Origin of the sequence: Sulfuricurvum sp. (genome assembly GCF_028710345.1) — a bacterium.
Taxonomy (GTDB): domain Bacteria; phylum Campylobacterota; class Campylobacteria; order Campylobacterales; family Sulfurimonadaceae; genus Sulfuricurvum.
Window position 1 is genome coordinate 110,196 of sequence record NZ_JAQTUH010000005.1, and the last position, 21,902, is coordinate 132,097.

At 38.4% G+C, this 21,902-nt stretch carries 27 protein-coding genes; 16 read left to right on the forward strand and 11 right to left on the reverse strand.

Translation table 11 applies throughout. The features are described 5' to 3' along the window. Nucleotides 1-90: 90 nt before the first annotated feature. The gene (locus tag PHC76_RS08100; RefSeq protein ID WP_299974457.1) at nt 91-2,073 is read left to right on the forward strand and encodes a diguanylate cyclase; all 1,983 of its coding nucleotides are present in this window, start codon (nt 91-93) and stop codon (nt 2,071-2,073) included. Next, nucleotides 2,073-4,298 (forward strand): HD domain-containing phosphohydrolase, encoded by a 2,226-nt coding sequence (locus PHC76_RS08105; protein WP_299974459.1) that lies wholly within the window; start codon nt 2,073-2,075, stop codon nt 4,296-4,298. Before PHC76_RS08100 ends, PHC76_RS08105 begins: the two co-directional genes overlap by 1 nt. Nucleotides 4,299-4,325: 27 nt before the next feature. Here the strand turns inward: PHC76_RS08105 and PHC76_RS08110 are convergent, their stop codons facing one another. Beyond that, on the reverse strand, nt 4,326-4,883 hold the full coding sequence (locus PHC76_RS08110) for a hypothetical protein (protein ID WP_299974461.1): 558 nt from the start codon (nt 4,881-4,883) through the stop codon (nt 4,326-4,328). 109 nt (nt 4,884-4,992) lie between these two features. Here PHC76_RS08110 and PHC76_RS08115 point away from each other — a divergent pair, with 109 nt between their 5' ends. From PHC76_RS08115 to PHC76_RS08125, 3 genes are read left to right on the forward strand one after another with little or no spacing between them, the layout of a single operon-like run. After that, nucleotides 4,993-5,988 (forward strand): MoxR family ATPase, encoded by a 996-nt coding sequence (locus PHC76_RS08115; protein WP_299974464.1) that lies wholly within the window; start codon nt 4,993-4,995, stop codon nt 5,986-5,988. Then, nucleotides 5,988-7,139, forward strand: coding sequence for a VWA-like domain-containing protein (locus PHC76_RS08120; RefSeq protein WP_299974467.1), 1,152 nt, complete (start codon nt 5,988-5,990; stop codon nt 7,137-7,139). The genes PHC76_RS08115 and PHC76_RS08120 overlap by 1 nt, the downstream gene beginning before the upstream one ends. 16 nt (nt 7,140-7,155) lie before the next feature. After that, nucleotides 7,156-7,455 carry a hypothetical protein gene (locus PHC76_RS08125; protein ID WP_299974470.1) on the forward strand — a complete coding sequence of 100 codons (300 nt, stop codon included), beginning with the start codon at nt 7,156-7,158 and terminating at the stop codon, nt 7,453-7,455. On the opposite strand, the gene PHC76_RS08130 is transcribed toward PHC76_RS08125, so the two are convergent. The 4 genes from PHC76_RS08130 to PHC76_RS08145 are packed head-to-tail and all read right to left on the reverse strand — an operon-like array spanning nt 7,452 to nt 9,005. Beyond that, the gene (locus tag PHC76_RS08130; RefSeq protein WP_299974473.1) at nt 7,452-7,679 is read right to left on the reverse strand and encodes a hypothetical protein; all 228 of its coding nucleotides are present in this window, start codon (nt 7,677-7,679) and stop codon (nt 7,452-7,454) included. The two genes, PHC76_RS08125 and PHC76_RS08130, sit on opposite strands and share 4 nt — an antisense overlap. After that, a complete protein-coding gene (locus PHC76_RS08135; protein WP_299974476.1) occupies nt 7,679-8,161 on the reverse strand; it encodes a hypothetical protein in 483 nt (160 codons plus the stop codon). The genes PHC76_RS08130 and PHC76_RS08135 overlap by 1 nt, the downstream gene beginning before the upstream one ends. Nucleotides 8,162-8,178: 17 nt before the next feature. Beyond that, the gene (locus tag PHC76_RS08140; protein WP_299974479.1) at nt 8,179-8,778 is read right to left on the reverse strand and encodes a hypothetical protein; all 600 of its coding nucleotides are present in this window, start codon (nt 8,776-8,778) and stop codon (nt 8,179-8,181) included. Continuing rightward, nucleotides 8,775-9,005, reverse strand: coding sequence for a hypothetical protein (locus tag PHC76_RS08145; protein ID WP_299973736.1), 231 nt, complete (start codon nt 9,003-9,005; stop codon nt 8,775-8,777). Before PHC76_RS08145 ends, PHC76_RS08140 begins: the two co-directional genes overlap by 4 nt. Before the next feature lie 93 nt (nt 9,006-9,098). On the opposite strand from PHC76_RS08145, the gene PHC76_RS08150 reads away from it, so the two are divergent. The 7 genes from PHC76_RS08150 to PHC76_RS08180 all read left to right on the forward strand — a co-directional run bounded on the left by PHC76_RS08150 (nt 9,099) and on the right by PHC76_RS08180 (nt 13,749). Then, nucleotides 9,099-9,989 (forward strand): NifU family protein, encoded by an 891-nt coding sequence (locus tag PHC76_RS08150; protein ID WP_299973733.1) that lies wholly within the window; start codon nt 9,099-9,101, stop codon nt 9,987-9,989. A 10-nt stretch (nt 9,990-9,999) separates the two neighbouring features. After that, nucleotides 10,000-10,446 (forward strand): TOBE domain-containing protein, encoded by a 447-nt coding sequence (locus PHC76_RS08155; RefSeq protein WP_299973730.1) that lies wholly within the window; start codon nt 10,000-10,002, stop codon nt 10,444-10,446. 11 nt (nt 10,447-10,457) lie between these two features. Next, nucleotides 10,458-10,832 carry a 4Fe-4S dicluster domain-containing protein gene (locus PHC76_RS08160; RefSeq protein ID WP_299973727.1) on the forward strand — a complete coding sequence of 125 codons (375 nt, stop codon included), beginning with the start codon at nt 10,458-10,460 and terminating at the stop codon, nt 10,830-10,832. Between the two features lie 10 nt (nt 10,833-10,842). Further along, nucleotides 10,843-11,223 carry a NifB/NifX family molybdenum-iron cluster-binding protein gene (locus tag PHC76_RS08165; RefSeq protein WP_299973724.1) on the forward strand — a complete coding sequence of 127 codons (381 nt, stop codon included), beginning with the start codon at nt 10,843-10,845 and terminating at the stop codon, nt 11,221-11,223. A 3-nt stretch (nt 11,224-11,226) separates the two neighbouring features. Continuing rightward, nucleotides 11,227-11,622 (forward strand): 4Fe-4S dicluster domain-containing protein, encoded by a 396-nt coding sequence (locus tag PHC76_RS08170; RefSeq protein WP_299973721.1) that lies wholly within the window; start codon nt 11,227-11,229, stop codon nt 11,620-11,622. Then, nucleotides 11,622-11,969 carry a hypothetical protein gene (locus PHC76_RS08175; RefSeq protein ID WP_299973719.1) on the forward strand — a complete coding sequence of 116 codons (348 nt, stop codon included), beginning with the start codon at nt 11,622-11,624 and terminating at the stop codon, nt 11,967-11,969. Before PHC76_RS08170 ends, PHC76_RS08175 begins: the two co-directional genes overlap by 1 nt. Nucleotides 11,970-12,138: 169 nt before the next feature. Beyond that, nucleotides 12,139-13,749 (forward strand): methyl-accepting chemotaxis protein, encoded by a 1,611-nt coding sequence (locus PHC76_RS08180; protein WP_299973716.1) that lies wholly within the window; start codon nt 12,139-12,141, stop codon nt 13,747-13,749. A 75-nt stretch (nt 13,750-13,824) separates the two neighbouring features. Here PHC76_RS08180 and PHC76_RS08185 read toward each other — a convergent pair whose 3' ends face one another. After that, nucleotides 13,825-14,286, reverse strand: coding sequence for a phosphate-starvation-inducible PsiE family protein (locus tag PHC76_RS08185; RefSeq protein ID WP_299973713.1), 462 nt, complete (start codon nt 14,284-14,286; stop codon nt 13,825-13,827). A gap of 88 nt (nt 14,287-14,374) precedes the next feature. Then, entirely contained in the window at nt 14,375-14,857 is a 483-nt protein-coding gene (locus PHC76_RS08190; RefSeq protein ID WP_299973710.1) for an N-acetyltransferase, read from the reverse strand. Between the two features lie 75 nt (nt 14,858-14,932). Between PHC76_RS08190 and PHC76_RS08195 the strand changes: the two genes are divergently transcribed. Then, on the forward strand, nt 14,933-15,142 hold the full coding sequence (locus tag PHC76_RS08195) for a DUF6500 family protein (RefSeq protein ID WP_299973707.1): 210 nt from the start codon (nt 14,933-14,935) through the stop codon (nt 15,140-15,142). Nucleotides 15,143-15,346: 204 nt separating this feature from the next. After that, nucleotides 15,347-17,062 (forward strand): hypothetical protein, encoded by a 1,716-nt coding sequence (locus tag PHC76_RS08200; RefSeq protein WP_299973704.1) that lies wholly within the window; start codon nt 15,347-15,349, stop codon nt 17,060-17,062. Nucleotides 17,063-17,130: 68 nt separating this feature from the next. On the opposite strand, the gene PHC76_RS08205 is transcribed toward PHC76_RS08200, so the two are convergent. Then, nucleotides 17,131-17,661, reverse strand: coding sequence for a hypothetical protein (locus PHC76_RS08205; RefSeq protein ID WP_299973701.1), 531 nt, complete (start codon nt 17,659-17,661; stop codon nt 17,131-17,133). Between the two features lie 211 nt (nt 17,662-17,872). Between PHC76_RS08205 and PHC76_RS08210 the strand changes: the two genes are divergently transcribed. Beyond that, nucleotides 17,873-18,454, forward strand: a complete 582-nt coding sequence (locus PHC76_RS08210) for a TetR/AcrR family transcriptional regulator (protein WP_299973698.1) — start codon at nt 17,873-17,875, stop codon at nt 18,452-18,454. Beyond that, nucleotides 18,451-19,326 carry a DMT family transporter gene (locus PHC76_RS08215; RefSeq protein ID WP_299973695.1) on the forward strand — a complete coding sequence of 292 codons (876 nt, stop codon included), beginning with the start codon at nt 18,451-18,453 and terminating at the stop codon, nt 19,324-19,326. Before PHC76_RS08210 ends, PHC76_RS08215 begins: the two co-directional genes overlap by 4 nt. A gap of 13 nt (nt 19,327-19,339) precedes the next feature. On the opposite strand, the gene PHC76_RS08220 is transcribed toward PHC76_RS08215, so the two are convergent. Genes PHC76_RS08220 through PHC76_RS08230 form a run of 3 tightly spaced genes read right to left on the reverse strand, consistent with a single transcriptional unit; the run spans nt 19,340 to nt 21,872 of the window. Continuing rightward, nucleotides 19,340-20,113, reverse strand: a complete 774-nt coding sequence (locus tag PHC76_RS08220; RefSeq protein WP_299973692.1) for a hypothetical protein — start codon at nt 20,111-20,113, stop codon at nt 19,340-19,342. A gap of 36 nt (nt 20,114-20,149) precedes the next feature. Beyond that, a complete protein-coding gene (locus PHC76_RS08225; protein WP_299973689.1) occupies nt 20,150-21,217 on the reverse strand; it encodes an ArsS family sensor histidine kinase in 1,068 nt (355 codons plus the stop codon). Beyond that, nucleotides 21,204-21,872, reverse strand: a complete 669-nt coding sequence (locus PHC76_RS08230) for a response regulator transcription factor (protein WP_299973687.1) — start codon at nt 21,870-21,872, stop codon at nt 21,204-21,206. The genes PHC76_RS08225 and PHC76_RS08230 overlap by 14 nt, the downstream gene beginning before the upstream one ends. Between the last annotated feature and the right edge of the window lie 30 nt (nt 21,873-21,902).

Consider the following 21,902-nt stretch of genomic DNA (forward strand, 5'->3'; position numbering starts at 1 on the left):
AAAGAATACAATAAGCTTATATATTTATAATTATCAAATATTCACAATATGTCATAAAAATTATTTTATAGCAATAATGTTGGTAATGCAATGATGAATCAAATTGATAATTTGAATTTACCTTTTACAAAACGTTATCTTTTAGCAACAATATTGATCATCGTATTTTTCTGTATTACTTTTTTCCCCTTGCATCTATTATTAAATATTTCCAAATCTACACCTACACTCATTAATATAGCTGGAAAACAGCGAATGCTCTCTCAACGTATTTCATCATTAACTCAGCACTATTATTTACATAATGAGAAACATGATTTGAATGATATTAGAAGTATCGAATATTCTCTAACTAAAGCAATATCTGATATGGATGAGGGTAATCATAAGCTCTCCACAGGACATTTAGATCACGAAACAACACTAAAACTCTCCGATACATTAAAAGATATCTATTTTGGAAAAACACAATTAAAAGTGCGCATTGATGAATATTTACACTTAGTCAATCGGCTAATGAATCTTCAAAGCAGTGATAATTTAGAGGTGATAGCCCATGAAATAATTCTACAATCAGACTCTTTACTGCCGGATTTGGATAAAGCAGTTATGCAATATCAGCATGAGGGTGAAGAGACAATAGCGCTAATCAACGAAATAGAATTTTTAATATGGGTATCTATTTTTTTTATTTTTCTGTTACAGATTATTTTTCTTTTCCAACCCATGGTTCATAAAATTCATGAACTACTAAAAGAATTACAATGGAATGAAACCCATCTTGAACAAGAGATAGAACAAAGAATGATAAGTTTAGAGCAGAGTAATTATACATTACAGCAACTGGCGTCGCATGACCCTTTGACAGGGTTGAAAAATCGACTTAATTTAGAGCAAGAACTTGAAGGATTAATTAATCACTATAAAGAGCATCATCGCCCATTTGCCGTGGCAATGATCGATATTGATTGGTTTAAAAAGATTAATGATAATTATGGACATGATATCGGCGATGTAGTTTTGATAGAACTTTCAAAGTTAATTGAACAAAATATACGTCCTGAAGATAGCGCTTATCGTGCCGGCGGTGAAGAATTCGTTATTATTTTTAATCGTATCGAAGATTATAAAGCGGTTGAAAAAATGGAAGATTTACGCCTATTAATAGAGGAACACCATTTTGTATCCGCTCGTGAGTCTTTAAAAATAACGATTAGCGGTGGATTATATCACCCTAATTGGATAAAACCAGAGAGTATTCAAAAAGTTTTAAAATTGGTTGATGAAGCTCTCTATGAAGCAAAACATTCCGGTAGAAATCAAATCATCAGTACACGATATCAAATGGGCAACTTTACCTCATCAATAGCATCGAATTGTGTCATTATCCTCCAACGTACCCCACCGTTTAAAGCACTTTACGCCGATTTTGATATTATTGATTTGATTGGGTATAGTAACGATATGCTGATGTCAGGTGAGATTACTTTTAGAGATTTAGTGTATTGTGAAGATAATGATTTTTTAGATCGATTACAAAATGAATCTCAATCTTTTCTAACTACGATACGGATAAATCATTTTCTAGGACATATAAAAATATTAAAAATTGAATGTATAGTACGTGATGATATTTGGAAAATTCAGATTCAAGATCCTATTGCATTAGCAAAATCAGTTGAAGAGCAAATGCTACTGAATAATTTTGAAGCTATGATGAGAAATAGTGATGATTTTATCTATTTTAAAGACCGTTTTCATGTATTTACTGCCGGAAGTGAAACTCTGTTAAAATTGACAAATGTCTTAAAAAAAGAAGATTTGGTTGGAAAAACAGACTATGAAGTATTCCCTAGAGAGTATGCGGATCACTATTTTGTCTTGGAAAAAAAGGTTTTTAGCGGAGAAGTCGATGTTGCGTCTGAAATTCAGCCCTACCGCGATAATAATGGTCACTCAGGCTGGGTTGATAATCGAAAGTACCCAATCAAGAATAGTGATGGAGAGATAATTGGATTGTTTGGAATAGCCCGTATTGTTTCTGAATCGAGTCAATGTATAAAGGAAACATAATGATTAAAGGAAATGAACAAAAAATATTTATAGGGTTGACCGCCATATTGAGTTTTATCGGCTTAATGATTGTTCTATTGATACTAAATAATGCCAAAGCGGAGCAAATAGAACAGTCACAGCATCTTGTCGTCCAAGAAGCAACTGCCCATTACACTATGATTAAAGAGATGGAAATATGGCACAATAAATTTGGAGGAGTTTTTAAAGAGGGGATTAACAACGACGATTATCATTTTAATATCTACAGTTTAAAACCAAAAAATGAACAAAACCATGCTGTCGGATTTGTTAGAAATGCCCTGATTAATCTTAAAAAAAATCCAAAGCAATCACTCTACTACCGTTTTTCTCCCGATAATAGACAATTCGATTTTGTAGGGGTTTTGTATACGCAACCAAAATGTATCACCTGCCATTCTAATTTTGTTGTCGGTGAGTTGCGTGGGGGGATTGAGATTACCTTGCCGTTGACAAAATACCATGATGCCCTAGAGACCATCAAACGGCAGTTTCATATTTTTTATTTTATGGTTATCGGAGTCTATCTCTTCGGACTGGGATTACTCCTCTATTTCATCCATAATATATTCAACAATAAAGAAAAAATCGAAGAATTAAATAGCTCGTTGGAGAAAAAAGTTAAAGAGCGTACCAAAGAGGTACAGGTTCTTTACACTAGGGAACATTATTTAAAAAGACTTCTTGAAACGATAACCGAGTTAAATGAATCTCTTATAAGTACCTACTCACTTGGTTCAATTATCGAAACTAGTTTAGAGACACTCAAGCACCATCCTAACTATAAAATTATTTTGTTTGGACACTTTGATGGGGAGGTGTTTCATCAACGCTATATTTCGGGAGATATTTATGGAATTTTTACCAAAGAGCATATCTCATTAGAAGAATTGGGTAATTACCCGAATTATTGTTCTATCCATAATGCCGTTATCAATCGCCATTGGAATATTCAAAATCCTTGTCTTATAGAGCTTCCTTTCAGAAACCGTAGCCGTCACGAAGATTATGAGTTAAGTGCATCGATTGCTTTTCCGCTTATCGAAGATGATAAAAGCGGATTGGATATTTTGACATTTTGGACGAATCGAGAAGAAGGTTTTGATGAAGAGGAGATAAATATACTCGATACCGTAGTACACGATATTACAATGGCATTAAGTGCTTATAAACAGCGTAAAATGAATGAACATCTCCAAAAAGAGCAGATTAATAACTACGAAGAGACCATTTTGGCATTTGTAGACATGATTGAACAACGTGATGCGTATACAGCAGGACATACCTTACGTGTGGCGAAGTATTCACGTAAATTAGCGACGTACTTAAAAATAGATGAGGTGATGATCCATAAAATCGAAAAGGCGGCGATTCTCCACGATATCGGTAAAATCGCTACTCCTGACACGATTTTACTCAAACCAGGACGTCTTAATGCTCTGGAATACGAGTTGATTAAAAATCATGTTACGGCAGGGTATAAAATGCTCTCCAAAGTCAAAATGTATGCTGAACTCGCGGAGATTATGAAGTTTCATCACGAACACTATGACGGAAGAGGGTATCCGTATGGATTAAAGGGGGATGAAATCCCAATGGAAGCTCATATTATGATGGTCGCTGATGCTTTTGATGCGATGACGACGAATCGTATTTACAAAGGGAGACTAACGGTTCAAGATGCGATTAGTGAATTAAATAAAAAAAGCGGTATACAATTTCATCCGAGTGTTGTCGATGCGGCAAATCATGTTTTAGTCGATGAAGTGATCTTGCAAACAACTCAAATGCCACAAAGTGATTTGGAAAAACAACGCTTTTCATACTTTTTTAATGATAATCTCACGGGGCTATATAATGAAGGATATTTGCAACTTATGTTGCATCAGATAGATACTCAATTATACGTATATATTGTACGTCTCCACAATATTACAACGTTTAACAAACATATGTCATGGAATAAAGGGAATGAACTACTCTTATCAGTAGCAAATCAGCTCAAAGAATATTTTCCTGAGGCAAAAATTTTCCGTTTTGAGGGGGATGATTTTTTAATTTTATCATCTATTTTGACTTTTTTTGAAGAGAATATGATTAATTTAAAAGATAATGATCCAGAGAGTATTGTAACAGTTGAGGTTGAGTCAATGCTTATCCGTGACAGTGATGATGTTCATCAACTTGAGCCTTATATTATATGATCCCTCAATGAGGATCATATAGTGTATTTACACCGCTCCAAATGAAGCTTTTCCACCACGTTGTAATGCTTTGATATCTTCATAGGTTTTCTCGCTCAAACGGAGATTACTACGTAAAGTCTCTTTTACTACTGCATCGATTTTTTCTTTGTCTGACATCTTTTTCAAATCACCTTTTGAAAGATCAGCGATATCGAGTAAATCGTTCCAAACTGAACTTTCATCCAGTGCGAATGTATTAAATGTAAGTCCTTCATATACAAATGAGCCTTTTCCAATAATATCAGAGACGAAAAGGAGGTATTTCCCCTCAGGAGTCAAGAACTCTTTGTATTTCGCTACGAAACCTTCAAAAACGTCTAATGATGTGAGTTCACACGCCAAGAAATCGATATTGTCTGAGTTGGTAGCAAGGATAACTTGTTTCACGATCTCTTTAGGAGGGAGACTTTTATCAGCGGTGATAACTTTACCTTCTACAACGACGAGACATCCGCGATATGCGTATTTGTACGCTTCGGTAGGGGCATTGTAAACGATCATCCATTCGAGTTTATTGTCAGCGATATAGCTTTGTATTGACATAGAGTTTCCTTTTAGGTTGTTTGGTACTCTCTATACAATTATTGTTCTACCTTTTTCGTACAATAAATGCATAATTAATCTAAATATTGTCATTTTAAGGATTATCATTATGAACCCTCAAAGCGCAAAACGCTCTCTTGCACATTTGTGTGAACGAAAAGTTCCCGTATTTTTGTGGGGACCTCCAGGGATTGGTAAATCCTCAATTGTTGCACAGATTGCACGTGAAGCAGATATCGGGTTTATTGATTTGCGTCTCTCACTTCTCGATCCGACCGATTTGCGTGGGATACCATTTTTTAATTCAAAAAATGACAGTGCTATTTGGGCACCTCCGGCGTTTTTACCTGATGGTTCGCAGGAGAGGGGGATACTCTTTCTCGATGAGCTAAATACCGCTGCACCGATGGTACAAGCTTCTGCATATCAGTTAATATTAGACCGTAAAATCGGTGAATATCGTCTCCCTGATGGATGGGCGATTGTGGCGGCGGGGAACCGTGAGAGCGATCGCGGGGTGGTGTTTCGGATGGCGGCACCGTTGGCAAATCGGTTTGTCCATCTGGAAATGGAGGCAAATGTCGAAGACTGGCGTAACTGGGCGATAGGCTCAGGGATTGATCCGACTATCATCGCTTATATCTCCCACCGTCCCGATGCGCTGTTTGTCTTTAATGCCGAGAGTAGGTCGTTTGCGACACCGCGCACATGGCAGTATGTGGATGACATCATGGCCTCCAATCCCGAAGAGGATTTGGTGATGGCGATGGTGAGCGGTGCTATCGGTGAGGAGTTGGCGGCTTCGTATCTGGGGTTTCGCATGGTTGCTTCACAGCTCCCTGATTTGGACGCGATCATGGATGGGACGTGTGTGGATGTACCGAGTGATCCATCGGCTCTTCATATCCTCAGCACGGCACTCACAATGCGGGTAAATGATTATACGAGCAGTAAAAAACTGAATAATCTCATCACCTACACCCTCAAACTCCCCGGTGAGTTTGCGGTGATGATTATCCAAGACCTTCGCGCACGGAAAATCGAACTTGACCACGTCGAGAGCTGGCCGTTGTGGATGCGCCAGTTCAACACACTCTTACGATAATGAAGAGCGAACAACTACTCCTCAAAGCAAAATCTCTATTAACTGTCAAATATCCCTATTTCGGGATGCTTGCATCGAGACTTAATTTTGAGCAAAGTGAGGATATTTCGGGATACGCTAGTAACGGGAAACGGTTTATCTATAACGTCGAATTTTTAGAGCGTCGAAGTGTGGAGGAGGTGATGTTTATCCTCACCAACGCCGTGATGCACCACGTCCTAGCTCATCAACAGCGAAAATTGAACCGTAGAGGACGGTTGTGGCAATTGGCGACCGATTACGCCATCAACAATCTCCTCTTCAAAAGTGGTTTGACTATCCCTCAAGGGGCGAACTATAATAAAGAGTATGAGGGGATGTACGCCGAAGAGATTTACGATGCACTGAAAAATAATCTTAACCTCGATGAGGGGGATGCTTATGGTGAGAGTGGGGAGAATGTCCCGCAAAACACTATGATGGAGCAAGAGAGTGATGATGCATCAGGCTTTGCCAATATCGATGGTATCGCGGATGAGATGGATACGGGGGATGAGTTGCAATGGCAATACGCCGCATCCATCGCACAGGAAGTAGCACAGCGTAAGGGGGCAATGCCGTTAGGACTAGAGAGACTGGGAAAAAAGGTGAAAGCCGCCGATGTGGATTGGCGGTTTGAACTCTATAATGCAGTCAATCGTCACATGCGTAACAACTACGCCTTTATGCCTCCGAATAAAAAGCATATTCATAGAGGAATCGCTCTGCCATCGCTCACCAGTGACACCCTAAGCCTCTGCGTCGCAGTCGATACGAGCGGTTCCATCGATGATGCGCTTTTGGGAGCATTTATGGAGGAGTTTAAATCGATCATGCAAAATTTCCCATCTGTCAAAATCGAGCTGATTATCGCCGATGCAAAGGTCCACGCACACCATACCTTTATCAGCGGGGACCCTATGGATTTTCCTCTCAAGGGGGGAGGTGGAACCGATTATCGTCCGACGTTCGATTATGTCGAAGCAAATCTTCCGATGACGACGATGCTCCTCTATTTTACCGACGGTGAGGGATCATACCCCCGTATACCACCAAACTATGAAGTGCTTTGGGCATTGTCGCGAAAAGCGAAAATCCCCTTTGGGAGAGGCTTGGTGATTTTTAATAGCTAAGGCTATAATTGCACTCATGAAACAAAAACTTCGCCAAATCGCCCAAAACCCAAAAACCAAAGAAGCACTCAAATCGATGAAACCCGAAAAGTCGATTTGGGGGTTTCTCGGAATACTCTTTTTTTTTATTGTTCCTGAAATTATTGCCTTTATCTATGGGACAGAGATTACAGCGTATGCAAAAAATGCCCTTGTATTATCTCCATTGTGGTTTGAAAAATACTATTTTGATTTTTTAGTTATGATGTTTAAAGATGGGGGAAGCTGGTTAAACCTGCTCATCGGTGTGGGATTACTTATTTGGCTATTTTTTTAAAGATGGTCACTGTAATCACAAGAACCGTCAATCTCTTCACTCACTTTAGCATCCAGTTTTAAATCATTAACGTAGTGTAATAACAATTTTGACTCAACGCCGTAATGGTTTGCTAACGCAATAATTTCATGGTGCGTGATGGATGGATCACGCAAGTTTTTGAAGTGCTCAGGGGTTATCTCGAATTGTACGGTACCATTGAGGGTACAAAACGTAAGTTTCATTAGTCGATATTTCCCAAGGCTTCGGTGATTTGTGCAGATGCCAATGTTTTGGCATTTTCAACCTCTTTGTTATCCCACCAGTACTCGATAATGGCGTGTTCGATTTGTTCTAACTGATCCATACTGAGGTTGGCAAACACTTCATACGAACTTACCTCTTCGGGGCTTATCCCTTTAGCCGTAGCAATTTTCATCAACGTCTCGATAATACTCTCTTCGAGCGGTTTGGGTGTTATTTCAAGACGTGCATGATCTATCCATGCGCGAATCTCCTCTTCGAGGTAATCATGACCCCATACTTGATAACAGAGTATACGGCTTGGAGAGTAGATGATTTTTTCATCTTCACCTAATACGTCACTTGTTTTTATAACGCCATCATGCCAGTAAACTTCGATTCTCTCATCGTCTCTCATCGAACAGGCACGTTCAAAGGCTAGTTTGGCATGTTTTAGAGCTTGGATTCGTAGATTTTCATTCATAATTCTTTTCCTTGTGTTTAATTCATATAGGGTATATCGAGATGGGAGTCTCGATCACTGGCTGTATAATCGTACGTCACGAGATTATGTATCGATGCGATTTTCTTTTCCACCACAATCCGTTGAAGCGGATGAAGTGGTGATGTATGGGTAATCGATGTAATCATATTTCGATAATGAATCGTAATAATAGGATGCCACTCATGTTGATACATGATGAGTTTATCGATAAAAGAGGTCATTGCATCTCTATCATCGGATTCTAAACGGGGTAATTTTCGTATAACGTTACGGACAAATTGTTTAGTGAAATAGGGCTCTCCGAGTCTCAGAAGCTCCGATGCAGCGTCGATATCGGCACTGTTTTCACTGTAACTGTAGGCGTAACGAAAATGCTCACATACCGCTTCGATGTATTGTGGATAGTGTCGCAATACCATCACCAAATGGGTCAAGTCTTGATCAATCAATACCTGAAAAAGGGTAATCGTTGTTTTCCCCATACTTGTCCAATGTGGAACACCGCTAGTGAGAGTATTGCTATCGAGTATCCGTCGATATTGTTCAATCTCACCGATATCCGTCAATAGACGAGCATTAGAGGAAAAAACACTCATGATGCACGTGATCTCGAATTGTAATAATCCCACAGCCGCTTGTAGTGACTGTCAAGTTCGCTCAACGTCGCATCGGTTGCAATGAGGTCGTTTGAATACTCGAAACGGGCATTGGGATGCTCTTTATACCACTCTTCCATTTGTACTTTAAGTGCATTACGTTTGGCGACTGTCTCTACGATTAGACGCCGTATCTCATGCATTTCAGGTGTAATAGTCTGTTCCATTATTATTTTCCCTAATGATTTTTACACCAAATGCATTTTTTATTCTCTCTATTAGAACGGCAATTGCAATCAATATTTTAAAAAGAGCGAACAATGGAAGAATTACGAACCCATTATCACTATTTTAGTAATGAGGAGGGGGATGGCTATGAAATTTATAGTTGTGATATCCCTGATTTAAAAGGGTTTGGGGAAACCTACGATGAAGCAATGGACGATCTGCGTAAAAATTTAAAACGACATAAGGAGAAAAGTATGGAAGCACTATCATTAATGGAGAGCGCAATAATAGCATTCGATAGAAAAGATTATAAAACAGCAAAATCGATTTGGGAACCACTGAGTGCGACCAATACGGACGCGATGGTTAATCTGGGAACCATGTATGTTAAAGGGTTTGGTGTAGAGCGTAATATCTCTGTGGCATTTACACTGTTTGAACGTGCCGCAGCGTATGGACATGAGACAGCTGCATTTTACATGGGGGGAATGTATGAAAACGGAATCGGTGTGAGTGCTGATACCGCTGAGGCTATCCGCTACTACACGATTGCTGCCGAAGCTAACATGCCAACCGCACAACTTAAATTGGGGACTTTACTTCGTGATGTAGATGCTTTAAACTCGATGCAATGGATGATCCGTGCCGCTCATGCAGGGGAAGCACAAGCTCACGCACTCCTCACCTATGTGAGTAATATGTCACAAGCGACCGACATAAATGTCGCATTTCGAATGATGGATGAATCCTCGCAACGTGCCAAAGTCGAAATGGTAATCGCTGAGAATCTCGCTCCTACTCTCGCAAGTGATGGTGGTGGGATTGAGTTGATACATTATATCGGCGGTGATACACCTGAAATCTGGTTACGTTATTTGGGTGCATGTTCGGGATGTCATCTCGGGCCTACTTCGACAGCGGGGATGATTTTAGAGCAGTTTGAAAAGGTTATTGATAAAAAGATTGTTATTTATCTCTGGTAAGGGGTTTTAAATGAATACGTTTAGCGCAAAAGTTGAAGATATTAAAAGTGATCAGTTTTTTAGTTGCATTACAGTACGTGCTAATAATACGGAATTAAAACTTCTCAAAACCGAAGCACCCAAATGGCTCCATATCGGCGATGAGGTGGAGTGTCGTGTTCAAGAGGCGGCAATAGCAATCTGCAAGGGAGCTAAAGAGGGGAGTGTCTCCATAGAAAACCATATAGGTGGTGAACTCCAACATTTTCGTAAGGGGTTGGTGCTGAGTGAAGTGAGTGTCAATACCCCCTGCGGGAAACTTAACTCTTTGATAACAACTGATGCCTTCGAGCGAATGGAACTTTGTGAGGGGTGCAATGTGACATTGCTCTTAAAAGCAGTCGATATCAAGCTCATGCCGGTATTGGATTCTACCTCGTATGAAAAATGCACAGAGCAATTGTATAAAACAAACTAAAGGAGCTAATTATGGCTGTAATGATTACTGATTCTTGTATCAATTGTGATGCATGTGTTGATGAGTGTCCTGTAAGTGCAATCGCGAGTGAGGGTGATTCACCACGTACTGATTGGGAATTTACTTATGTAAAACCTGAAAAATGTATTGAGTGTGTCGGTCATGCGTCGACTCCAGCTTGTGCTGCGGCTTGTCCTACTGAGGGTTGTATCGTTTGGGATATGCCTTACACGGCTGAATACAATGATTACTATGTAAATAGTTCTGATTATGTTATAAGTGAGTCGAAAAAACGTGGTCTTCTTTCACCGGAAACTGCTCCACAAACTTTCCGTGATGATATCACCATTGCAGCGCGTGAAGCACGCGAAGCAGTAGCGGTTTAAAGGATATTGTGTGCTTATTGCGTTTGCTTCAACCGACGGTGTCACGGTAAATCAACATTTTGGATGGTCAAAGAGTTTTGAACTCTATCGAATTACCGAGCAATGTGCTGAATATATCAAAACATTGGACAGTTCACAAGACGATATTGAAGACGAACACGAAAAGCTCGCATATAAAATTAGTTCCATAAAAGAGGCAGATATACTTTATTGCTCTCAAATTGGTCCTACCGCTTCGAAAATGGTATTGGCATCCAAAATATATCCGATGCGCTCTGGAGAAAATGATCGAATCGATGAGACGATTGTAAAACTCCAAGAGTTGTTATTAGGCAATCCGCCACCGTGGTTACAAAGAATAGTACACACCACAAAAGACAAGGAGATTTAAACAATGTCTGTAATTATTGATGATACTTGCATCACTTGTGATGCGTGTTTACAACAATGTCCGGTTAATGCGATCATAGATGATACTGAAAGCCCGATGGGGAATAAGCGTTATTACGTTCAACCAGAGAAGTGTATCGAGTGTGTCGGTGTGTATGATGACCCTCAATGTGCGGCGATTTGTCCGAGTATCGGATGTATTACATGGGATATGCCCTTTACTAAAGAGTTTGATGCGCATTTCCTTAATGGTGAAATGTATAAACTGGGTGAGAAAAACGGTGTCCCTAAATCTCCTGCATTTCGAGAGAAAAAATATCGTAAAGATATCCCTAATGAGATGCGTGGAGTAGGGCATGTTGTCCAAGAAGAACCAAATGATCTCGAAGAAGTAGGGTGATGAACTCTTTTGCCTCTATCGCTGAAAAGCTCGATACGTTTGCACGTGATTGTGCCGTAACGGTTGCTCTTAAAATCAGTGATGATTCCTGCAAAATGGATGAGGATGGACGAGGGCTGTTTATGGCACTGTATGATGCGCTTCCCTCATATCAGAGTGAATTATTTGATGAGAGTATCCATACACTGATTCATGATGCACGTATCAAACCCACTGCTCAACTGTTTGCACAAATCAAAAAAGAGCGTGAACGCTCAATGGCAATCATTACCCAAGATCGTATGAAAGCTTTTAAATCATCTGTCCGAAACTCTTTACTCATCGCTAAACTTACCCAAAATAACTGAACTATAATTAATACTTCATTCTATTGTGAACTTTTATCACTCACATGTTAATTTTAATTAATTTATAATTAAGAAATATATTACTACTATTTAACAAGCTGAATCGTCATATATCAGTCTTATTTGAGTTATATTACGGTCATGCACTATCTCAAAAAAAGGTGATACTATGACGATTTTTAAACAGTTACTCGTGTTGGTGTCGGTTGCATTAATAGGACTTTTAGCTATTATGATAATGGCGATAGTGAAACTCGATACGGTCTATGAAGAGACCAATTATGGGAACGTCAACTCAATCCCCTCACTTTTAACCTTAAACGAAGCAGTTGATCAAATCGCAACGATGCGGGTAGTGGCATACAAATATCACGTAGAAGATAGAGCTGATCAAAAACAAAATAATGAAGAGCGGCTCTTAAAAGCAGAAGCTGATTTGGAAGCTGATTTTAAAAAATATGAAGCGCTTTTATCAAATGATAAAGATAAAGCGATGTTGCAAGCAGATCGTGATACGGCAAAAGCGTATGCTACTTTATTAAAAGAGATTATGGATTTGAGTAAAAATGGTCATGAAGCAGAAGCCAGAGCACTGTTACTCGAAAAACATAAAGAGACTGTCTCTAAACTCAATGATGCTATCGAAGCTCATTTAACCTATAACGCTGATTTGGCTAAAACGGAAGCTGAGCATGCAAAAGAGCATAAAAATTCTGCTGACACCATAATGATTATTCTTGGTCTACTCATTATAGTCATAACGATTGGTATGAGTACCTCGATTGTAAAAAGTATTATGAGTGGTGTAAATACAATTCATGATGGAATAAAACAGTTCGTCCAAGATAAAGAGTTAAAGTTCCGAATACACTATAATCAAAATAATGAGATAAAAGAGATTGTCAACAGTTTTAATTCTTTGGTTGAAACATTGGAAGTGACGATTGGAGATGCTAAACTCTCATCCAATGAAAATGCCTCAGTCTCTCATGAATTGAGCAGCACCAGTTTACATATTGGCAAAAATGCCGAAGAGAGTGCGAAGATAGTGAGCCAAACGATTGATGATATGAACACCATTAAATCATTTGTCGAAGAGACGGCACAAATGTCCGAAATAACCAAAAAAGAGATTATTAATGCCGGAGATAAATTAGAGCGTTCGAAAAATGAGATTCTTCATCTCCGTCAAGAGGTACAATCTGCAAGTGAAGCCGAATCAGCTTTAGCGGTTAAACTCGAAGAGATGAGTAAAGATGCCGAACAGGTAAAACAAATTCTGACTGTAATCTCCGATATTGCCGATCAAACTAATCTCTTAGCTCTCAATGCAGCTATCGAAGCCGCCCGTGCGGGTGAGCATGGACGTGGATTTGCCGTCGTTGCCGATGAAGTACGAAAACTGGCGGAACGTACTCAAAAATCTTTGTTTGATATCAATGCAACCATCAATATCATCGTCCAAGCTATCATGGATTCAGCTGATCAAATGGGGAAAAATGCTGAAAATATTTTACGACTTGTCGGAGTCTCCAGTAACGTAGAAACGATGATAATAGATACGAGCACTATTATGAGTTCAAGTGTCAACGCTGTATCTATGAGCGCGGTAAATTCGATAAAAACAGCTGATGATACCGGACGCATTGTTAAACTTGTGAACAATATCAATGATTTAACGACCCAAAATGCCCGTAGTGTGGAAGAGATTGCTTCCGCAGCAGAACATTTGTATCAATTAACTGAAGGTTTGAGCAGTAAACTAAATCAATTTCATTAAACAGTGGATCTTTTGGAATTGATGATGAACACGGTGTGCATCAAACCCGATTTAAAAGAGACAGTTTAGCCCTCTTTATATCACCTTGCTACTGCGAAATTTAGAAGAGTGGGCAAAGATGATAAGTCCGAAGAAGAGTGCGGAGATACCCCCTAAAATGAGTAGAAGCCACGTCTCATTCGGATCGACTTCGAGCAAAATGAGTTTACGGATGATAACAACAAACCCGATTTCGAGCAGGGTCAGAGCATACAAATAGCCGTTACGGATAAAGAGTGTACGGACGATTGCGAGTACGATCAGTGTAAACAACGCATCGGTTAAAATATTTTTCATATTCGCAAAATCGAGAGTACCGTGTTGTAGCGTTAATTCGATGAGCTTGGCAGAAAGACCGATAAGACAAGAGAAAAGATAGACGATCATAATAGCGATAAAAAATAGACGGAGAGCCTGAATACCTATTTGCATAAACGCTTCGATTTTATGTTCCCAAACGGGAATTAATTTTGATGGGGATTCAGTCGTATCAGCCATGCGGACTCTTTTATAAATATTTTTACGATTATAGTCGCATCTCACTTTAAAAACAGTATAGTACGGATTCGTAGTTCATCTATGAGCTTTATAAAGATTTCTCTAATCGTATTAGTTCTAAAAAAGCGACTTGTTTATCCCATAAATCAGACTCAGGAAAAGGACTCATCTCACCCGTTCTCACATACCCTCTCCGCTCATAATACTCAATCAACTCACTACGGTGGGTGATCACCTCCATGATGGCGGTATTAACGCCCCATTTGCGGATCGCTTCAGATTCGGCGTACGCTAACAGCTCTTTACCGATCCCCCCATCTTGTAGTGAAGGTTCAACGGCAAACAGTCCGAAATGGACGCTCTCATTTTCATAATGCGCATGGATGGTGGCGAAGACCCTATCCTCAGAGTGAGCGATCAGAATTAGAGAATCGAGGTCATTCAGCAGTTGGATCAATTCCGCCTCATCGATACGTTTTCCACTTAGTAAATCAGCCTCGGTTGTCCATCCTTCGCGGGAACTATCACCGCGAGCGGTGGTGTCGTTGTGGGTTGCGTGTCTAAAAATCATGATAGGATTGTAGCATATCGAGGGTTTTAAGAGCGAAAATAGTAATATAAGTTAATAGACATAATAAGGAAATAAATGAGAGAATCATTTAAAAGTAAAATTATTGAAGTTTGCAATAAAAAAATTGAGACAAAAGGTTCAAATGTAGGATTGTCCTTTTATGCTTTTTTTGCCAATAAAAATGATGATCCAGAGTTATTAATGGAAGTTGCACAGTGGTGGATTTTAACTAATAAATTAGACCATTTTGAAAAAGCTGTAAAAATTAAAAAGATGCTTGAATAGCATCATACATAACACGTATTTCTCTTTCTTTGCTCCTACTCTCTATCATCGCGATAGGAATGGTTGATGAGAGAGACTAGGAAGGTTCTGTCGTTGTGGATGGCGTGTCTAAAAAACATGAGAAGATTTTAGCATAGGATTAAGGGTAAAAGAGTATTATAAGACAACGAAAAATATCAAATTGATTATAATAAAAGGTATTGATTGAGTCATACTATATGTGAAATCGAAGCTTGTCAACTTGTAAAATTTGAAAATGAATGCAAATGTATTTTGCATTGTGATAAGTCAATTGTAAATGGTTGGATCTTATCTGAAACTAAACCTTTTGAAAAGAATAAGGTTAAGTCCAATGCTGATGAGGTTATGCTTTGGAATGAAGAAAAGATAAACTTGTTTTGGGAAACTTTATTTAAAGAAATCAAGAAAAAATTTTTTATGTGTATCAGAAAAAGAGGTGGAGGAACGAATGCTGAAGCAGTTCGTGTAATGGGAAATAGTAAAAAAACTGGGTTTTACTTAAACTTTCTCAAAATTCAATTTCCTCCACATAGAAAAAGTTTAGAAATATTCATAAAAGAAAATAATAAAATTATTATAAATAATTCATTTCAACTTTGTACATTTTATGACAACTGTATTGTCAATTTTTCAGATTTAGATATTATTAATAATCAATTGCAAATTTTTTTAAAAGATCAAAGTCAAAATAGACCGATTTCTTTTAGACACTGTGATTTCAAATATAATCTTATATTATTTAGACCAAATTCTATTGATGAAAAAATATCTATAGATGAATGCACTATTAATCAGTCAATTGAATTATGCAGTAATTTCAAAAGAATAATGATAGGCAATTCTAAAGCTGAAAATTTAATTATTAAAAGTTATGATGAAAAAGAAAAAGAGATTGACTTTTTATCAATTAATGATTTACTAATCACTGAGATAAAGATTTCTAAAATAACCATTAAAGATTCTATAATTGATAAAATAGTTTCAAATAATATTATTTTAGAACATTCGATTTTTGATAAGTTTGTGTTGAAAAATATTCAGACAGATAATTTATTATTATTAAATATAGATATGGTAGATGGTTCAAAAATTTTATTTGAAACAATCTTAACTAAATTATTAAAGATTGAGCAGTTATCTCAAAAAGCTAAATATATACAATTTCATAATATTGATATTTTAGAGAAATTTGAGTGTGAACGTGTAGACTTTAAAAATGCTTACTTTTATGATTTCAATATTTCAAAGTCAATAAAAAAGATTACAAAAACGTCATTTCTTGATTCTAATTTAAGTTCTGTTCAATGGGGTGATATTTTTGAAATTGAATCAACAAAAGATATGTTTAGACAATTAAAATTTGTAAATGATAAGCAAGGTAATTACATAGAAGCAAATAGTTTTTATTCGAAAGAAATGGAGTCTCATAAAAAGGAGATATTCAAAAAAAGCAATTGGTATTCTCCCTTATGGCAAGAAAAAATCATTTTTTTACTAAGTGAAAATATATCGAACTTTGGACAGAGCTGGTTTCTTGCTTTGTCATGGTTAATTCTTATAAATTTGTTTTTTTATACAATTGTATATCTTAATGCATCATTGACGTTAATCTTTTTTACTACAATGATATTTTCATATTATATTGGTACTTTATTAGTGAAAGCTATTAAATTTACAACTATAAAACATATCTCGACAATGATAGGGGTATTAATTTTTATTAGCTATCTCAACATTGGCAGCATACATAGTTTTACAGAGTTTATATCGATTAAAATGCCAAATGAATGTAGTATCGTATACAAAAAATATCTTCATTTTTGGTTTTTAAATAAAGTATTATCAAGCTTTATTTTATATTATTTGGTAATTGCGCTAAGAAGACAAACAATGAGATAGTTTTATCTCTTCTACTCTATTGCATTAGAACAGTGTGCTCTCACTTGGGAGAGTAAGAACGAGTTGACTTAGTTATTCTCAATCTTGAACGTATTAAAAATAATATCGGTCGCCAACATCCGCGTCGCATGATTTACTGCTTCGAGAATATCACTATCACTCCATCCCATCTCCCGCAACGTATCGAGATCATTTGCGCTAATAGCGTGGGCGTTGCGTATTGCTTTGATCGCGAGGTTGAGCATCGCTATTTCACGTTCAGAGAGATTTGCAGCATTCGGATCGTTTCGCATGGCGGTGACTTGCTCGAAGCTCCATCCTGCTAGATTTATCAACATCCCCGTATTGTAATCGATACAAAACTGGCACTCTTCGCCACTGGAAACCATGATACGAATAGCGGCGAGAAGCGGCATAGATAGAGTAGGGTGGTTCATGTAAAATTTGATGAAATCCATTTGCTGACGCAACAACTCAGGGCTAATACTGAAAAGTTTGGCATTGTTGCCGACACTCCCGCGCATCGTTTCGATGATTTTGTAGAGTTTCGCTAACTCACCTGTCGCTTCTGATGGTTCTATGGTTTGAATGAGTGGCATAAGAAATCCTTTTGGATGAATATTGACTGTTTGGTCAAGTTGTATTATAAAACTATTTGACCGAATAGTCAAGTAGTGTGTTATAATTTTGATAATAAAAACTGGATTCACCCTAAAGGGCACTTTGCCCGATCAAGTCGGGAATGACGGGTTCTGTCATCCTCGGGCTTGACCCGGGGATCCATCTTAAAAAGCTTATAGAAGAAGTCTGATGAAAGAAAATACACGACAGAGATTAATCGATGCTACCTATGAAGAGGTTTATTCGCACGGCTATCAAGGTGCGGCACTCGCTGATATACTCGCCAATGCGGGAGTACATAAGGGATCAATGTACCATTTTTTTCCGAACAAAAAAGAGATGGCACTCTCCGCGATAAAAGAGAAGATTGCACAGCGGTTCGCAACCCGTTATCAAGCGATAAAAGAATCAGACGGGTGTTATCTAGAACAGTTGTTTGCGATGCTACGTGATGGGAATATCCGAGATTTTAAACGGGGGTGTCCGCTCGCCAATCTCGTCCAAGAGATGTCCAATATCGATGAGGATTTTGATCGTACCCTCAAAGTGATCTATGCCCAGTTTCGCAAAGTGTTTAAATCGATTTACGATGCGGCGGTAAAAGAGGGTGAGATGCGGGAGTGCGATACACGTCAACTCGCCCTTTTTTCGGTGGCATTGCTGGAAGGGGCGATCCTTTCGGCAAAGGCTTCGGGGGATTCGCAGGATTATTTTGATTCGGTAGAGATGTTGATCACTTATATTGAGAGTTACAAAAGAGCAAATCAATGAAAAAAGATTCGCCTACTCTCTATTTTATCGGCATGATCGTAGCCATGCTCCTATGGGGGGTGGCGTGGACGGCTGGTAAGGTAGCAGCGCATCACTCCAGTGCCGAGATAGCTGCTTTTTGGCGTTATGCAATCTCTCTAATGTCGATTATTCCGCTGATCTGGTTTATGAAATCACCTTTGCGTTCAGATAAACGTGGTGTGATCTATATGATTACTGCGGGTTTACTCACGTCGGTATTTAACTATTTTTTCTTTGTCGGATTGTTGCACGGTCAGGCGGGATACGGCGGAACGCTCGTTACGTCACTCTCTCCCATCATCACCTATGCGCTCTCCATCGCATTGCTGGGTCTGAATGTATCGACTAAAGAGATCATCGCGCTAGCCGTTGGGATGGTTGGGGCTTTAGTCCTCCTCCAAGTTCCGACGCAGGGGTGGGCGTTTTGGAAACTCGATAATATCTATTTCGTTGCGGCGGCCTTGGTGTGGGCGTTGGTGACGATCGTATCTCAAAAAGCCTCTAAACACACCACCCCGATGCTCTATACGACGGTTGTATTTGCCGTTGCGATGAGTTCCAATCTCATTTTCGCCTTGCCGTATGAACCGTTTGCATTTTCCAAATACGACATGACGTTTTGGTGGACGATCATCTTTATCGGGATTTTCCCCGGCACTCTCAGTACAGCTCTCTTTTTTGCTTCTGCGGGCAAGGTTGGGGCGCATCGGACAGGGGCATTTATGTTTATCGTCCCTATTGGAGCGATAGCTTCAAGTATGATTGTTTACGGTGAGAGTATAGAAATCTCGACGCTTATCGGGTGTGCATTGGCGTTTGCGGCGGTTGTAATATTTAATATGAAGAAATAATTTTTCTGTTTCTTTAAAAATAGTATTTAAATCCAACAGAGAGCGTCTCATTTTTCGTTTCACTATCGGGTTCATAATACCCGTTTATAGCATTTGAAGCACTAATGTTCCAAAATTCATAATTATAAATAGCAAAAGCACTCCACGAATGATTAAATTTGTATTCAAACGGAACGGAGAGTGTGTAACCATATACATTCTGAAGGTGATAGGTGTTTCCGTACCAATTATCATACATTTGGGCATCAAATGCCATTTTATAGCTGGTTTCGAATCCCAGATCGATATTACTAGATAATCGTGTGTGAAATCCGATCCCTATAGTAGCGTATTGCCATTCGTATAGCTCATCATAACCTGACACTGTTGAAGTGCTTTTTATTTCTCTAAGCCATGCACGGTACCCGAGGCCAAAATGGTATGGGATATAGGTGTTTTCATCAATAAATTGGGTGAATTTATAACCATAAGAGGTGTCAAAAATAGAGTTTTGAGTTGTTGTTGTATGGCTACCGTAGGTGGAGTTTGTATGTGTTCCTCCGATATAGTTTGTATTACCGTATGCGTAACTGGTGTTAGCATAAAATCCATTGTAACGTGGATCGAGTGAAAAACTAAAACCGGTTATCTCTCCGAAATTATTAGTTTCCGTATCAAGTAGAGTATTATTGGTGCTTCTTTCAGCATAATCAAAACGGGTAGTATCTGTACTCATAGAGAGTGCAGAGTCGAATGAATAAAGGGCGGTTGAGCCTAATAATAAAACAAAAAAAGCAAATTTGACCATAATCTCTCCAAATATTGAGTGCTATTGCTAACAACTTTAACTATTCAAAATAATTTTAAAACAGTTCAATCCTGAATTATACTGATATTTGAGTTTAAATCCATGCTTGTTGAGGATAGAATTGGTAATATAAAGTCCCAATCCCAATCCGTTTACAGAACTCTCATATGTACGGTTAAACGGTTTTGAAAAAAGATGATTGGCATCACTTAGAGGTTCACCGACACTGCATATTTCGATAGAATGGGACAAAATAATAAGTGTTGGTGTCTCATCAGAATATTTAAACGCATTATCGATGAGATTTTTTAATGCAATTGCAAAAAGTTCAAAATCAGCATTGATTATTAAAATAGAATCTTCACCTTTGATTGTTATGCTCTTTTTATCACACAGTAAAATATCGCACGCATGGTCGAGAATATCGACAAATCGGTATTCTTGAAGATTTAATTTCCATTCCCCGCTACTAAATTGTTCCATTTTTGAAAACTCATCCAAGTGATAATTCATACGTGAAAAAATTTGTATCAGCCTCTCTCGCTCTATCGATTCATTAAGGCAATCAGCAGTGAGAGAGCCTTTCATAATCGGTGTTTTAAGCTCATGCAATATATTGCGGAGAAAGAGGCTTCGAGCTTCTTTCAGAGCTGCTATTTTTTCCAAAACTTGATTAAATTCTGAGGTGATTTGGGATATCTCATCCTTACTTTTTATAGGAACATTGAGCTTGGTATCCCCCTCTTGAAAATGTATGATTGCCTCTTTCAGACGATGTAGTGGGGAAAGTTTTTTTAAAAGAAAACCATAAAAGGCTAATATTAGTAAATCAATAGTGATAAAAACAATCCAAATAGGGAATAATGCGGATGATTTTAAGCTAACTGAGAGTGGTGGTGGCGGTGGTGGAGCAAATATGGGAAAAGGTTTATGATCGAGTAGCATCCTCTCTTGTGGCTCAAAATGAAACCGGTGGTGTTGTTGGATTTCGTACTCTCTCGCAAAATGTTCCAGTGCAATCCAAAAAAGTCCATTAATCAGGAGAAAAATCAGGACAAAAAAGAGGGAAATAAGGGTTAAAATAGAGTGTTTATTGATTGACAAATTTATATCCTACCCCGCGTACTGAGACAATATAACGAGGATTTTTAGTATCATCGCCAATCTTTTGGCGGATTCGTCCCATAATAACATCGATACTTTTGAGACTGCTTTCGTATTTGATAGAACCGATATTCATTAAAAGCTCTTCACGTGAGATGGCAAATCGCTCTTTTTTAATCATGTAGGAAACTATGTCGTATTCGGCTTGGGTAAGACGTAAGGGTATACCATGGCGTGTTATCTCATGGTGTTCATCACTCACCTCAAAGGCAACGGCTGATTTTTGCATTGCGGGTTGGAGCCTTCTTAAAATCGCATCAATTCTAAAAACAAGCTCTTGAGGATCGTAAGGTTTTGGTAGATAATCGTCTGCTCCGCGTGAAAACCCCATCATTTTATCCCGTATATCCGAACGGGCTGAAGAGATGATGATGGGAATAGGGCTCTCTTGGCGTATCAGACGGCATATCTCGATACCATCCATTTGGGGGAGTGAGAGATCGAGTACTAGCAGATCAAATGAATCCGTTTGAAAAAGACTTAATCCATCCAGCGGTGTCGGTGCAATCGTAACGTCGATATTATCTCGATAGAGACGTGTTTTTAATAATTGTGCGAGTTCAATATCATCTTCAATCATCAGTACATTTATCATAAAGTGATTATATCGATGCAAAAGTAACAA